The sequence below is a fragment of the Kitasatospora sp. NPDC085464 genome (assembly GCF_044541955.1).
GTDB lineage: Bacteria > Actinomycetota > Actinomycetes > Streptomycetales > Streptomycetaceae > Kitasatospora.
In genome coordinates, this window is sequence record NZ_JBITTM010000037.1 from 53582 (window position 1) to 66775 (window position 13194).

General features: G+C 73.2%; 13 protein-coding genes and 1 pseudogene. 11 read left to right on the plus strand and 3 right to left on the minus strand.

Annotation, left to right across the window (positions count from 1 at the left end; translation table 11 throughout):
* The first annotated feature begins 16 nt into the window (after window positions 1-16).
* On the plus strand, window positions 17-1735 hold the full coding sequence (locus ACIGG8_RS29755; RefSeq protein ID WP_396551849.1) for a phospho-sugar mutase: 1719 nt from the start codon (window positions 17-19) through the stop codon (window positions 1733-1735).
* 161 nt (window positions 1736-1896) lie between these two features.
* Here ACIGG8_RS29755 and ACIGG8_RS29760 read toward each other — a convergent pair whose 3' ends face one another.
* Window positions 1897-2577: a PH domain-containing protein gene (locus tag ACIGG8_RS29760; protein WP_396551850.1), complete on the minus strand. Its 681-nt coding sequence runs from the start codon at window positions 2575-2577 to the stop codon at window positions 1897-1899.
* 106 nt (window positions 2578-2683) lie between these two features.
* On the opposite strand from ACIGG8_RS29760, the gene deoC reads away from it, so the two are divergent.
* The 5 genes from deoC (at window position 2684) to ACIGG8_RS29785 (ending at window position 7405) form a co-directional block, all read left to right on the plus strand.
* Window positions 2684-3670 (plus strand): deoxyribose-phosphate aldolase, encoded by a 987-nt coding sequence (deoC, locus tag ACIGG8_RS29765; RefSeq protein ID WP_396551851.1) that lies wholly within the window; start codon window positions 2684-2686, stop codon window positions 3668-3670.
* A gap of 5 nt (window positions 3671-3675) precedes the next feature.
* Complete coding sequence (locus ACIGG8_RS29770) at window positions 3676-5163, plus strand: aldehyde dehydrogenase family protein (RefSeq protein WP_396551852.1); 1488 nt, start codon at window positions 3676-3678, stop codon at window positions 5161-5163.
* 1 nt (window position 5164) lies between these two features.
* The gene (locus ACIGG8_RS29775) at window positions 5165-6070 is read left to right on the plus strand and encodes an aldehyde dehydrogenase family protein (RefSeq protein ID WP_350520010.1); all 906 of its coding nucleotides are present in this window, start codon (window positions 5165-5167) and stop codon (window positions 6068-6070) included.
* Window positions 6071-6317: 247 nt separating this feature from the next.
* Window positions 6318-6719: a hypothetical protein gene (locus tag ACIGG8_RS29780; protein ID WP_396551853.1), complete on the plus strand. Its 402-nt coding sequence runs from the start codon at window positions 6318-6320 to the stop codon at window positions 6717-6719.
* A gap of 62 nt (window positions 6720-6781) precedes the next feature.
* Window positions 6782-7405, plus strand: a complete 624-nt coding sequence (locus ACIGG8_RS29785) for an ATP-binding protein (protein WP_350520097.1) — start codon at window positions 6782-6784, stop codon at window positions 7403-7405.
* 180 nt (window positions 7406-7585) lie between these two features.
* Here ACIGG8_RS29785 and ACIGG8_RS29790 read toward each other — a convergent pair whose 3' ends face one another.
* Entirely contained in the window at window positions 7586-8560 is a 975-nt protein-coding gene (locus ACIGG8_RS29790; protein ID WP_396551879.1) for a SigE family RNA polymerase sigma factor, read from the minus strand.
* Between the two features lie 279 nt (window positions 8561-8839).
* Here ACIGG8_RS29790 and ACIGG8_RS29795 point away from each other — a divergent pair, with 279 nt between their 5' ends.
* The 4 genes from ACIGG8_RS29795 to ACIGG8_RS29810 all read left to right on the plus strand — a co-directional run bounded on the left by ACIGG8_RS29795 (window position 8840) and on the right by ACIGG8_RS29810 (window position 12139).
* The gene (locus tag ACIGG8_RS29795) at window positions 8840-9517 is read left to right on the plus strand and encodes a response regulator transcription factor (protein ID WP_030257458.1); all 678 of its coding nucleotides are present in this window, start codon (window positions 8840-8842) and stop codon (window positions 9515-9517) included.
* A gap of 56 nt (window positions 9518-9573) precedes the next feature.
* Window positions 9574-11121, plus strand: coding sequence for an ATP-binding protein (locus ACIGG8_RS29800; RefSeq protein WP_396551854.1), 1548 nt, complete (start codon window positions 9574-9576; stop codon window positions 11119-11121).
* Window positions 11118-11435, plus strand: a complete 318-nt coding sequence (locus ACIGG8_RS29805; RefSeq protein ID WP_396551855.1) for a hypothetical protein — start codon at window positions 11118-11120, stop codon at window positions 11433-11435. Before ACIGG8_RS29800 ends, ACIGG8_RS29805 begins: the two co-directional genes overlap by 4 nt.
* Before the next feature lie 80 nt (window positions 11436-11515).
* Window positions 11516-12139, plus strand: a complete 624-nt coding sequence (locus ACIGG8_RS29810) for a VanZ family protein (RefSeq protein ID WP_396551856.1) — start codon at window positions 11516-11518, stop codon at window positions 12137-12139.
* On the opposite strand, the pseudogene ACIGG8_RS29815 reads toward ACIGG8_RS29810, so the two are convergent.
* Window positions 12109-12330: pseudogene (locus tag ACIGG8_RS29815) on the minus strand (PhzF family phenazine biosynthesis protein); the annotation flags it as partial. The gene ACIGG8_RS29810 and the pseudogene ACIGG8_RS29815 overlap by 31 nt on opposite strands.
* Window positions 12331-12587: 257 nt before the next feature.
* Here ACIGG8_RS29815 and ACIGG8_RS29820 point away from each other — a divergent pair.
* Window positions 12588-13118 (plus strand): hypothetical protein, encoded by a 531-nt coding sequence (locus ACIGG8_RS29820; RefSeq protein WP_396551857.1) that lies wholly within the window; start codon window positions 12588-12590, stop codon window positions 13116-13118.
* Window positions 13119-13194 lie beyond the last annotated feature (76 nt).

Genomic DNA, 13194 nt, shown 5'->3' on the forward strand with positions numbered 1-13194 from the left:
CGATGGAGCAGGCACTATGACGCAGGCACCCACCACCGACCTCCTCGCCCGGGCCCGGACCTGGCTGGCCGAGGACCCCGACCCGCAGACCCGCGAGGAGCTCGCCGCGCTGCTGGCCCGCGCCGAGGGCCCGGAGGCCGAGTCGGACAGCAAGCTCGCCTGGGCGGAGCTGGCCGAGCGCTTCGCCGACCGCCTCCAGTTCGGCACCGCCGGCCTGCGCGGCGAACTCGGTGCCGGCCCGATGCGGATGAACCGCGCCGTGGTGATCCGGGCCGCCGCCGGCCTGGTCTCCTACGTCAAGCAGCAGGGCCTGGGCGACCTCGTCGTCATCGGCTACGACGCCCGCCACAAGTCGTACGACTTCGCCCGCGACACCGCCGCCGTGGTGGTCGGCGCCGGCCTGCGCGCCGCGCTGCTGCCGCGCCCGCTGCCGACCCCGGTGCTCGCGTTCGCCGTCCGCCACCTGGGCGCGGCCGCCGGCGTCACCGTCACGGCCAGCCACAACCCGCCGCAGGACAACGGCTACAAGGTCTACCTGGGCGACGGCTCGCAGATCGTGCCGCCGGCCGACGCCGGGATCGCCGCCGAGATCGACGCGATCGGCTCGCTGGACGACGTCCCGCGCGCCGAGGACGGCTGGGAGGTGCTCGGCGAGGACGTCGTCGAGGCCTACCTGGCCCGCGCCGTGTCCATCGTGGACCCGCACAGCCCGCGCGATCTCGACGTCGTCTACACCCCGATGCACGGCGTCGGCCGCGACACCCTGGTCGCCGCCTTCCGGCAGGCCGGCTTCCCCGCGCCCACCGTCGTCGCCGAGCAGGCCGAGCCCGACCCGGACTTCCCGACCGTGGTCTTCCCCAACCCGGAGGAGCCGGGGGCGATGGACCTCGCCTTCCGCACCGCCGCCTCGGTCGGCCCGGACATCGTGATCGCCAACGACCCGGACGCCGACCGCTGCGCGGTGGCCGTGCCCACCAACGGCAACGCGGCCGGCAGCGGCAGCGACGCCGTCGGCTGGCGGATGCTGCGCGGCGACGAGGTCGGCGCGCTGCTCGGCTCGGCCCTGGTCGCGAAGAAGGCCGAGGGCACCTTCGCCACCACCATCGTCTCCGCCACGCTGCTCGGCCGGATCGCCGAAGCGGCGGGCCTGGGCTACGCCGAGACGCTGACCGGCTTCAAGTGGATCTCCCGCGCCGAGGGCCTGCGCTACGGCTACGAGGAGGCGCTCGGCTACTGCGTCGACCCGCAGGGCGTCCGCGACAAGGACGGCATCACCGCCGCCCTGCTGGTCGCCGAGCTCGCCGCCACCCTCAAGAAGTCCGGCCGCACCCTGTCCGACCTGCTGGACGACCTGGCGCTGGAGCACGGCCTGCACGCCACCGACCAGCTGTCCGTCCGGGTCCAGGACCTCTCGCTGATCGCCGACGCCATGCGCCGCCTGCGCGAGCAGCCGCCGACCGTCCTGGCCGGCCTGACCGTCACCCGCGCCGACGACCTCGCGGCCGGCTCGGCCGAGCTGCCGCCCACCGACGGCCTGCGCTACTACCTGGCGGGCGAGGCCGTCCGCTCGGCCCGCATCGTGGTCCGCCCCTCCGGCACCGAGCCCAAGATCAAGTGCTACCTGGAGGTCGTCCTCCCGGTCGGCTCGGCCGCCGACCTCGCCGCCGCCCGGGAGCGCGCCGCCGGCCTCCTCGCCGGCATCAAGCAGGACCTCGCCGCAGCCGCCGGCATCTGATCGCGGCACACGCGAACGGGCCCACCGGTCAACCGACCGGCGGGCCCGTCGTCGTACGGGGGTGCGGGCTCAGGCCGCGCGGGGGTGCGGGCTCAGGCCGCGCGGGGGTGCGGGCTCAGGCCGCGCGGGGGTGCGGGCTCAGGCCGCGCGGGGGTGCGGGCTCAGGCCGCGATGACCGCGACCAGCGCCACCAGGCCGACCACGGCGGGGGCGATCACCCACCAGCACCAGCGCACCTCGATCGGGCCGGCGGCCTCGGGCCGGCGGGCGTTGCGCTCGGCCATCTGGGTCAGCACGTCGGTCACCTGGTCGGACCAGGCGCGGGTGGGGTCCGGGGAGCCCTGGACGACCGGGTTGGTCCGGCTCGCGAGGCCCATCCCCAGTCCGGTCCGGGAGGCGTGCTCGGCGTTGCTGCGGCTCTGGGCGCGGTTCGCGCGCTTGCGCTGGCGCAGCGACACCGGCACCGCCCAGACCTGGTACTTCTTGTCGCCCGCGAGCAGTTCGACCGAGTACCCGGCGCGCAGCGCGTCCACCGAGGCCCACGGCGCGGTGATGGTCCGCCACGGGTTGCGCACCACCAGCCGGCTGCTCGACGCGCGCACCACCGGGCGCAGTGTGTAGGCGATCACCGGGAAGGCGAACACCGGGAGGGCGGCGAGGGCGACGTACGGGGTCTTCCCGGTACCGGTCACCGCCGCGTCGCCGATCAGCCAGGTGGCGAGGGCGAGCAGGAACACGCCGGAGATCACGCCGGGGACGGAGCGGTACACGCGGTCCGCGTACTCGGGTTCCCCGTCGGGGGCGGCCGGGCCCCGGTGGGGCGTACCGTCGGAATCGGTCATGGCGTCGATTCTGCCCCATGCCCCGTGCGCCGAGGTCTCGGTCCGGCCACGAAAGGTGGCCGCTCTGGCGCACTACTACGCGCGTAGATATGCTGGTCTGGTGACTATGTCCACTGTTGCAGCCAATGCCCTCGGCGTTGCGGGCAGCGGCCTTCAGGACGTTGCGGCGTCCGAGGCCTCGCTCCGCCGCTTTCTGCACGGCCTGCCCGGCGTCGACCAGGTCGGCCTGGAGGCGCGTGCCGCCACCCTCGGTACCCGCTCGATCAAGACCACGGCGAAGGCGTACGCCATCGACCTGGCGATCTCCATGATCGACCTGACCACGCTGGAAGGCGCGGACACGGTCGGCAAGGTGCGCGCGCTGTGCGCGAAGGGCAGGACCCCCGACCCGACCGACCCGAGCACCCCGCGCGTCGCCGCCATCTGTGTCTACCCGGACATGGTCGCCACCGCGAAGGACGCCCTGCGGGGCACCGACATCCAGGTCGCCTCGGTGGCCACCGCCTTCCCGGCCGGCCGTGCCGCCCTCCCGGTCAAGCTCGCCGACACCGCCGACGCGGTCGCCGCGGGCGCCGACGAGATCGACATGGTGATCGACCGCGGCGCCTTCCTCTCGGGCCGCTACTTCGACGTCTACAACGAGATCGTCGCCGTCAAGGAGGCGTGCAAGCGCGCCGACGGCAGCTACGCCCACCTCAAGGTGATCTTCGAGACCGGCGAGCTGCAGACCTACGACAACGTCCGCCGGGTGTCCTGGCTGGCGATGCTGGCCGGTGCCGACTTCATCAAGACCTCCACCGGCAAGGTCACCGTCAACGCGACCCCGCCGGTCACCCTGCTGATGCTGGAGGCGGTCCGCGACTTCCGCGCGGCCACCGGCGTCCAGGTCGGCGTGAAGCCCGCGGGCGGCATCAAGACCACCAAGGACGCCATGAAGTACCTGGTGATGGTCAACGAGACGCTCGGCGACGACTGGCTGACCCCGCACTGGTTCCGCTTCGGCGCCTCCAGCCTGCTCAACGACCTGCTGATGCAGCGCCAGAAGCTGGCCACCGGCCGCTACTCCGGCCCCGACTACGTGACGGTGGACTGATCACCATGGCCAAGAAGAAGAACATCGAGGAGCCCACGGCCAAGCCCGCCGGCGGCCTCTTCACGTACGCTCCGGCCCCCGAGTCCCCCGCCGCCGCGGGCGACATCGCCACCTCCTACGGCCACTTCATCGGCGGCGAGTTCGTCGACTCCTCCGGCAGCGAGGCCCTGAAGACCGTCAACCCGGCCACCGAGCAGGTGCTCGCCGAGTTCGCCCAGGGCACCGACGAGGACGTGGACCGCGCGGTCGCCGCCGCCCGCAAGGCCTTCGCCGACTGGTCGGCGCTGCCGGGCAGCGAGCGCGCCAAGTACCTCTTCCGGATCGCCCGGATCATCCAGGAGCGCGGCCGCGAGCTGGCCGTGCTGGAGTCGATCGACAACGGCAAGCCGATCCGCGAGACCCGCGACTTCGACATCCCGACCGTCGCCGCCTGGTTCTTCTACTACGCGGGCTGGGCGGACAAGCTGGACTACGCGGGCTTCGGCCGCAACCCGCGCCCGCTGGGCGTGGCCGGTCAGGTCATCCCGTGGAACTTCCCGCTGATGATGCTGGCCTGGAAGATCGCGCCCGCGCTGGCGACCGGCAACACGGTCGTCCTGAAGCCGGCCGAGACCACCCCGCTGACCGCGCTGCGCTTCGCCGAGATCTGCCGCCAGGCCGGTCTGCCGAAGGGCGTCGTCAACATCGTCACCGGTGACGGCCGCACCGGCGCCGCGCTGACCGCCCACCCGGACGTCAACAAGGTCGCCTTCACCGGCTCCACCCCGGTCGGCCGGGCGATCGCCAAGCAGCTGGCCGGCAGCCGCAAGAAGCTGTCGCTGGAGCTGGGCGGCAAGGCCGCCAACATCGTCTTCGACGACGCGCCGATCGACCAGGCGGTCGAGGGCATCGTCAACGGCATCTTCTTCAACCAGGGCCACGTCTGCTGCGCGGGCTCGCGCCTGCTGGTCCAGGAGTCGATCCAGGACGAGCTGCTGGACGCCCTGAAGCGCCGGATGTCCACCCTGCGGGTCGGCGACCCGCTGGACAAGAACACCGACATCGGCGCCATCAACTCGGCCGCGCAGCTGGCCCGGATCACCGAGCTGACCGACGCCGGCGAGGCCGAGGGCGCGGACCGCTGGTCCCCCGAGTGCGAACTCCCGGGCACCGGCTTCTGGTTCAAGCCGACCATCTTCACCGGCGTCAGCCAGGCCCACCGGATCGCCCAGGAGGAGATCTTCGGCCCGGTCCTGTCGGTGCTGTCCTTCCGCACCCCCGACGAGGCGGTCGCGAAGGCCAACAACACCCCGTTCGGCCTCTCCGCCGGCATCTGGACGGAGAAGGGCTCGCGCATCCTCTGGACGGCGAACCGGCTCAAGGCCGGCGTGGTCTGGGCCAACACCTTCAACAAGTTCGACCCGACCTCGCCGTTCGGCGGCTACAAGGAGTCGGGCTACGGCCGCGAGGGTGGCCGCCACGGTCTGGAGCCCTACCTGAATGTCGAGGCCTGAGATGTCTGACACGACCTTCGCGCGTCTTGACGTCCTCAAGACCTACAAGCTGTACGTCGGCGGGAAGTTCCCGCGGTCCGAGAGCGGGCGGGTGTACGAGGTGACGGACTCGAAGGGCGACTGGCTCGCCAACGCCCCGCTGGGCACCCGCAAGGACACCCGGGACGCCGTCCTGGCCGCCCGCGCCGCGGTCAAGGGCTGGGCCGGCACCACCGCGTACAACCGCGGCCAGGTGCTGTACCGGGTGGCCGAGATGCTGCAGGGCCGCCGCGAGCAGTTCGCCGCCGAGGTCGCCCTCTCCGAGGGCATCGGCCCGAAGAAGGCCGCCGCGCTGGTGGACGCCGCGATCGACCGCTGGGTCTGGTACGCGGGCTGGACCGACAAGGTCGCCCAGATCTCGGGCGGCGCCAACCCGGTCGCCGGTCCGTACTTCAACCTGTCGACCCCGGAGCCGACCGGCGTGGTCGGGATCGTCGCGCCGCAGGCCGGCTACGGGCACTCGCTGCTCGGCCTGGTCTCGGTGATCGCCCCGGCGATCGCCACCGGCAACACGGTCGTGGTCGCGGCCGCCGCGGACGCCCCGCTGCCCGCGCTGTCGCTGGGCGAGGTGCTCGCCACCTCGGACGTCCCGGGCGGCGTGGTCAACATCATCTCGGGCCGGACCGCCGACATCGCCCCGACCCTGGCCTCGCACCAGGACGTCAACGCGCTGGACCTCACCGGAGCCATCGCCTCCGACGGCCCCGGCGCGGCGCAGGCGCTGGAAGCGTCCGCCGCGGATACCCTGAAGCGGGTGGTCCGTCCGGAGCTGGACCCGTTCGCCCAGGACTGGACCAATGCGCCCGGTACGGAGCGGCTACTCTCCTTCCTGGAGACGAAGACGGTCTGGCACCCGATGGGTATCTGACCCACCCCGCCCCTCGGGGCGACAACTCCACAGACTGGCCGTCCCCAGTGCCCTCTCCCCCCCAGGGCCCGGACGGTCATTGGACGGACCCGCGCCTCTCCCCCCCTGGCGCGGGTCCGTCGGTGTTCCGGCACCCCTCCGCCGCCGTTCCGTCGACTTTCGTCACCCGCGCCGCCGACTTTCGGCGCTCCCGCGCACCCGTCCGGTCCGGCGAGGATCGCCGTGACGGGGCGATCGAGGGGGGCGCATGGGCGAGTTCATCGGCGAGCTGACGGCACTGTTCGCGGACGGCCTGTACCGCAGGTACCACGTGGCCCGCACCACGCGCCGGCTGGCCGCAGGGCGGCCGGTCCGGCTGCCCTGCTCGGCGCGGACCGGCCGACGGACCGAGTACGTCGACGGCACCCTGCACCTCACGCCCGGGGCCGACACCGCGGCATTCGTCCCGCGCGGCGCCGACCGGCTCGAACTGCCCACCGGGGGAACCTTCCACGAGCCCGAGCCCGACACCTGGCACAGCCAGGACTGGGCCGCCACCGCCTATCTGCCGCCCTGCGCCGAGGACCCGGTCCACCTCCAGGTCGACAGCCGCTACCTGCCGGTGGTCCACGTCGCCCTCGCCGGCCCGAAGTCGCAGCAGAAGGTCTGAACCGACCGGTTTCGGCAACGGGCCGGGATGCGTCAGACTGGTGTCCCGTGAGTGACTCCCCCATGAACCCCGCACCGGCCGCGCATGCCCGGGTGATCCTGCTCTCCGGACCCTCCGGGTCGGGGAAGTCCTCGCTCGCCGAGCGCAGCGGACTGCCCGTGCTCCAGCTCGACGACTTCTACAAGGACGGGGACGACCCCACGCTGCCGCGGCTGCCGGACGGCGCCGTCGACTGGGACTCCCCGCTGGCCTGGCACCGCGGCCAGGCCGTCGCCGCCATCCGCGCCCTGTACGAGCGCGGCCGCACGGACGTCCCGGTGTACTCGATCCCGGACAACGGCCGGGTCGGCACCCGCACCCTGGACCTGGACGGCGCCGGCGCGTTCATCGCGGAGGGCATCTTCGCCGCCGAGATCACCACCGAGTGCGCCGAGGAGGGCCTGCTCGGCGACGCCCTGTGCCTGCGCAACGGCGCGCTCACCACGGCCTGGCGCCGGCTGCGCCGGGACGTCCGGGAGGGCCGCAAGTCGCTGCCGGTGCTGCTGCGCCGCGGCTTCCGGCTGATGCGGGCCGAGCGGTCCATCGTCGGGCGGCAGGTCGCCCTCGGCTCGTACGCCTGCGCCGGACCGGAGGCCGAGCGGCGGATCCGCACCGCGGCCCGGCCGGCCGAGCTCTCCGCCGCCTGAGCCGGACCGCAGCCGCCGCCGCGGCGGCACGGACAGCACGACGACGGGCCCGGTGCGTCTCCCCCGCACCGGGCCCGTCGCCTTTCCGAACGGTCCTCGGCTCCCCCACGGACATGCTCCCCCGAGCCGCTGTCCCCGGACCGTGACCGTCCGATTCCCGTCCCCCGACGGGAGTCCTCGTTACGCGACCAGCTCGCCGAACGCCCGGACGGTGTCGCCCGACTTGTTCAGGTGCTCGTCGTCGCGCAGCCGGCGCAGGGCGCGCCAGATGCTGCTCTTGACGGTGCCGACGCTGATCCCCAGCACGTCGGCGATCTCCGGGTCCGTCTTGCCCTCGTAGTACCGCAGCACCAGCATGGTGCGCTGGTTCTCCGGCAGCTTCGCCAGCGCCTGCCAGAGCACGGTGCGCAGCTCGGTGCCGCCCATCGCGTCGGTGTCGCCGGCCGTCTCCGGCAGCTCCTCGGTCGGGTACTCGTTGACCTTGCGGCGCCGCCAGGCGGAGATGTGCAGGTTGGTCATGGTGCGGCGGAGGTAACCCCCGACCGCGGCCTTGTCGGTGATCCGGCCCCAGGCCCGGTAGGTGCTGAAGAGCGCGCTCTGCAGCAGGTCCTCGGCCTCGTAGCGGTCACCGGTGAGGTGGTACGCCGTGGCGTACAGGGAGGCGCGGCGCTCGCGCACGTACGCGGTGAACTCCGTGATGTGGTCCTCCGCGGCGGCCGAGTGCTCCCCCTGCGCGCCTCCCTGTCCGGCCTCGGTGGTGCGGGCCGCGGCGGGGTTCAACCGCAGCAGCGTCGCACCGGCGGCCTCGCGACCCGCCGACTCCCCCGAGCCGACCGTCCGCAGACCGTTCCCCCCGGCCCCCCGGTTCCCCCCGGGGGCCTCCGTGCCCTCGACGCGGACGGGGAGGATCCCCCGCAGCGTCAGGGTGGTGCCGGAGTCGACCGAACTCCCCAGTCGGCCGATCCCGTACAGCTCCCCCGTCCTGCCTCCGCCGCTCACCCGGCGGGCGACAGGGTTTCCACCGGTGCTGTGCGCGCACCCCCGTACGGTCACGGCACCGGAGTTCTCGTCGGTCCTGACCTCGTACCGGGTCCGGTGGGTGGTCGCTGACGAACGCGCGGTGCGGACAGCCGGGTTGGTCCGGGTCTGAAGCATGGCGGTCATCGTGCGCCCCCTTGGATCGGTACGAGCGGTTCCGGTAGCCGCCCTCCAGCCGGCCTTCCGGCCCGCTGTCCTGCGGCGACATGGAAAATCCTGCCCGCCGGTTGTGATGGCGCTGTCCGCCGACTGTCACAGGGGTGTCACAGGCGGGGGTCTTTCGTCCCGGTCCGCCTCCCTCCGTACCGGACGCCGGTGGCGGTCCTTCCGGTTCCCGTACGGTCCGTGAGCGGTCCGGGGGGTGATTCGGGGCTGCGGGTGGGCCAAAATGGGGCCGTGCCTTTCCTCCTACTCATCGAGGACGACGACGCCATCCGGACCGGCCTCGAACTCGCCCTCACCCGCCAGGGCCACCGCGTGGCCACCGCCGCCTCCGGTGAGGACGGTCTGAGGCTCTTCAAGGAGCAGCGGCCCGACCTGATCGTGCTGGACGTCATGTTGCCCGGGATCGACGGCTTCGAGGTGTGCCGCCGGATCCGGCGCACCGACCAGCTGCCGATCATCCTGCTGACCGCACGCTCGGACGACATCGACGTGGTGGTGGGCCTGGAGTCCGGCGCGGACGACTACGTGGTCAAACCGGTGCAGCCACGCGTGCTGGACGCCCGGATCCGGGCGGTGCTGCGGCGCGGCGAGCGGGAGAGTTCGGACTCCTCCGCGTACGGCAGCGTGGTGATCGACCGCGCGGCGATGACCGTCACCAAGGACGGACAGGACCTCCAGCTCACCCCGACCGAGCTGCGGCTGCTGCTGGAGCTCAGCCGCCGCCCCGGGCAGGCGCTCTCCCGCCAGCAGCTGCTGCGGCTGGTCTGGGAGCACGACTACCTCGGCGACTCGCGCCTGGTGGACGCCTGCGTGCAGCGGCTGCGGGCCAAGGTCGAGGACGTGCCGTCCGCGCCGACGCTGATCCGCACCGTGCGCGGGGTGGGCTACCGGCTGGACCCGCCGGCCTGAGCCCTCCCCTTCCCCTGCCCTCCGACCGCTGACCTCCCGTACCACGACAGGCTCTTGTGACTGACCATCAGACGACTGCCCGGCGTTTCCCGGCGGGCCGGTGGCGACGGCTGCGCTCCCTGCGCGTACGGCTGATCGCGGTGTTCGCGGCGGTCGCGCTGCTCGCCGCCGTTTCGGCCTCCGGCATCGCGTACTGGCTGAACCGCGACGCGGTGCTCAAGCGTGCCCAGGACACCGCGCTGAACGACTTCCGGGTCTCGCTCAGCCGCAACGTCTCCGAGCTGCCGCTGAACGCGGCCTGCCCGGAGCTGGCCACGCTGGCCTCCAACGTGGCCAGCTCCGGGCTCAGTTACGACGTGGTGGTGGTCGACCCGGCGCACCCGGAGTGCCCCGCGGCCTCCTCCGACCCGACGCGCTTCACGCTGGCCGACGTGCCGACCGCGCTGCAGTCCACGGTCGCCAAGCCGCGCGAGGTCACCGAGAGCAACCCGTACCCGTACCACCTGTACTGGCAGCGGCAGAACCTGGAGGGCCGGCCGTTCGTGATCGGCGGCACCAAGGTGGTGCCGAACGGCCCGACGGCGTACATGTTCAAGTCGCTGGAGAACGAGCGGGCCGACCTGAACACGCTGGGCTGGTCGCTGGCGATCGCCACCCTGCTCGCGCTGATCGGCTCGGCGCTGCTCGCCCAGGCCGCCTCGGCCACCGTGCTGCGGCCGGTCAAGCGGCTCGGCGACGCGGCCCGGCGGCTCGGCGAGGGGCACCTGGACACCCGGCTCGAAGTCGACGGCGCGGACGAACTCGCCGATCTGGCGCGGACCTTCAACCGGACCGCGGAGCAGCTCCACGAGCAGGTCGAGGAGCTGAGCGCGCGCGAGGCACAGAGCCGGCGGTTCGTCGCCGACATGTCGCACGAGCTGCGCACCCCGCTGACCGCGATGACCGCCGTCACCGACATCCTGGAGGACGAGGCCGAGTCGCTGGACCCGATGATCGAGCCGGCCGTCCGGCTGGTGGTCAGCGAGACCCGGCGACTGTCCGACCTGGTGGAGAACCTGATGGAGGTGACCCGCTTCGACGCCGGCACCGCCAAGCTGGTCGCCGACGAGATGGACATCTCCGACCTGATCATGTCCTGCATCGACGGGCGTGCCTGGTACGACGCGGTCGAGGTGGACGCCCCGCGCGGCATCCTGGCCGTGGTCGACCCGCGCCGGCTCGACGTGGTCTTCGCCAACCTGATCGGCAACGCGCTCAAGCACGGCGGCTCGCCGGTGCGGGTCAGGGTCCGGCAGTCCGAGGACTCGGTGGTGGTCGAGGTCAGCGACAGCGGCCCGGGCATCCCGGAGGACGTGCTGCCGCACGTCTTCGACCGCTTCTACAAGGCGGACCGGGGGCGGGCCCGCTCGGAGGGCAGCGGCCTGGGGCTGTCGATCGCGATGGCCAACGCGCAGATACACGGGGGGACGATCACGGCGGCGAACGGGGAGGTCGGCGCGGTGTTCACCCTGACACTGCCGCTGACGCCACCGCCTCCGCCGTCCGCGGGCGGGGCCGAGAACGGCCCTGCGCGCGACGCCGTCGAGGACAAGGACGCCACGTGACCGCCCCCACCCGCACCGCCCTGCGCCGCACCGCCGGCGCGCTGCTCCTGCTCGCGCTGGCCTCCGGCTGCGGCATCCGGCCGACCGCCGTACCGGTCGACGCCGGCGCCCCGGCCAGCCGGACGGCGTGCCCGACCACCCCGCACATACCCACCGCGCTGGCCACCCCGACCGGCCCCGCACCGGCCGTGACCGCCGCTCGCGGCGCCAAGGGCGCCGCGAGCCCGAGCCCGTCGCCCACGCCGGTGGTGCCCGGCAGCCCGCCGCCGGACAACGCGTTCAGCGCGGTGCCGACGGCCTCGCCCTGCAAGTAGCGGAGGGCGCCGGGGGCGCGTTCGGGAATGTTCACGCCCGACGTGGAACCGCCGCGCCACCGGCTCACGTCCTTCCTCCCGTGCAGCGACATGGCACCAGGACACGCGAGGAGCGTTCCGGCGCGGGGACCGAGAGCAGCCCGGCGGCGGCCGTCCACCGTTCCCTCCGGCCGGCCGGACTGACGGGCCTGGCCCTGTACCTGGCGCTGGTGCTCTGGGTGGTGCTGAGACCGCTTCCGGTGGCGTGGGTGTACGACGCCAACCTGACGCCGCTGGCCTCGCTGCGCTCCTCCACCGGCTGGCAGGTGGTCGGCGAGCTGCTGCTGCTGGCCCCGCTCGGCGTCCTGCTGCCGCTGGCCGGCGGACGCCTGCGGGCCCCCTGGCTGCCGTCCTTCCTGCGCACCACCGGCGTCTCCGCGCTGCTGGCGACCGGGCTGGAGTTCCTGTCCTCCTGGACGCCGGGGCACGTCCTCAACGTGGACCACATCCTGTTCGCCGTGATCGGTGTGGCCACCACGCACGTCGCGCTGGTCCCCGGCCTGCGGCACCTGCTGCGGGAGCGTCGGCCGCGGGCGCCCCGGGTGTCCGTCCTGGCCGTCCCGCCGGTGACCGCGCGCGGCCGGGTGGCCGCCGTCGCGCCCGCCCCCCGGCCGTCCGTCGCCCGTCCGCGGGCCTACGCGGAGCCGACGCCGCCCGTCCGCTGAACCGGCGCCACCCGACCGCCCACCTCGACCAGTCCGCCCGGGCGCAACCCGGTCGGCAGCTGCGAGCCCCGGCCCTGGGTCACGGTCAGCGCCCGGCCGAGCCGGGCGGTCAGCAGCAGGGCGGCCGCCCCGGTCGCCTCGTCCTCGTCGATCCCGTCGCCGCGCCCGGGGAAGGCCCCGTGCGCGATCCGCTGCCGGTCGGCGCGCTCCGGGACGGCGGCGCCGTCCCGCACCACACCGAGCTCGTTCCCGTACCGGCCGTCAGGTCCGCAAAAGACCCCGCAGCACCTCATACTCAGTCATTTCCCACCTCGTCAATTGCCGCTCCGGCAGAGCGCAACGACACCGTGACGTAAAGGCCGCGACGAATGTCAGCCGCCTCCAGTACTGTGCGCTCTCGTCCCCAAACGGTTCCGCCGTTGTTTCTTCCCTCCCACAGGAAACCCCCTTGAACAATCTCGACTTCAGCGCCGAACCGCTGTTCTCCTGGTACGTCGTCCTGCTGGCGCTCAGCGGCGTCCTCATGCTGCTCCTCGGGGCCTTCGCCGGCGGGCTGAAGGTCGGCCTGCGGATCCTCAACGTCGTGGTCGCCCTCGGTTTCCTGGGGTACGCCTACTACCTCGCGTTCGTCTTCGAGGGCGGCACGTACTACATCTTCTTCAAGGTGTTCATCCTGCCGGTCGCGCTGATCGCCGGTTCCGTGAAGGCGATCGTCGAGCGCAGCAACGCCAAGAACCAGCCGGCCCCGCAGGCCGCCGCGTTCAACCCGAACGCCCCGCAGGCGCCGTACAACCCGAACGCGCCGCAGGCGCCGTTCAACCCCAACGCGCCGCAGGCCCCGTTCAACCCCAACGCCCCGCAGCCGGGCGCGCCGCAGGCCGCCACGCCGTACCCGCCGGGCGTCCCGCCGCAGCCGGTGGCGGACAACCCGTACGCGCAGCCCGCGCCGCCGGCCCAGCCGCCGCACCCGGCCGGCTGATCCGGACGCACCCGTCGCACGAACGCCGGAAGGCCCGTCCGTCACCGCTCTGCAGCGGGTGACGGACGGGCCTTCC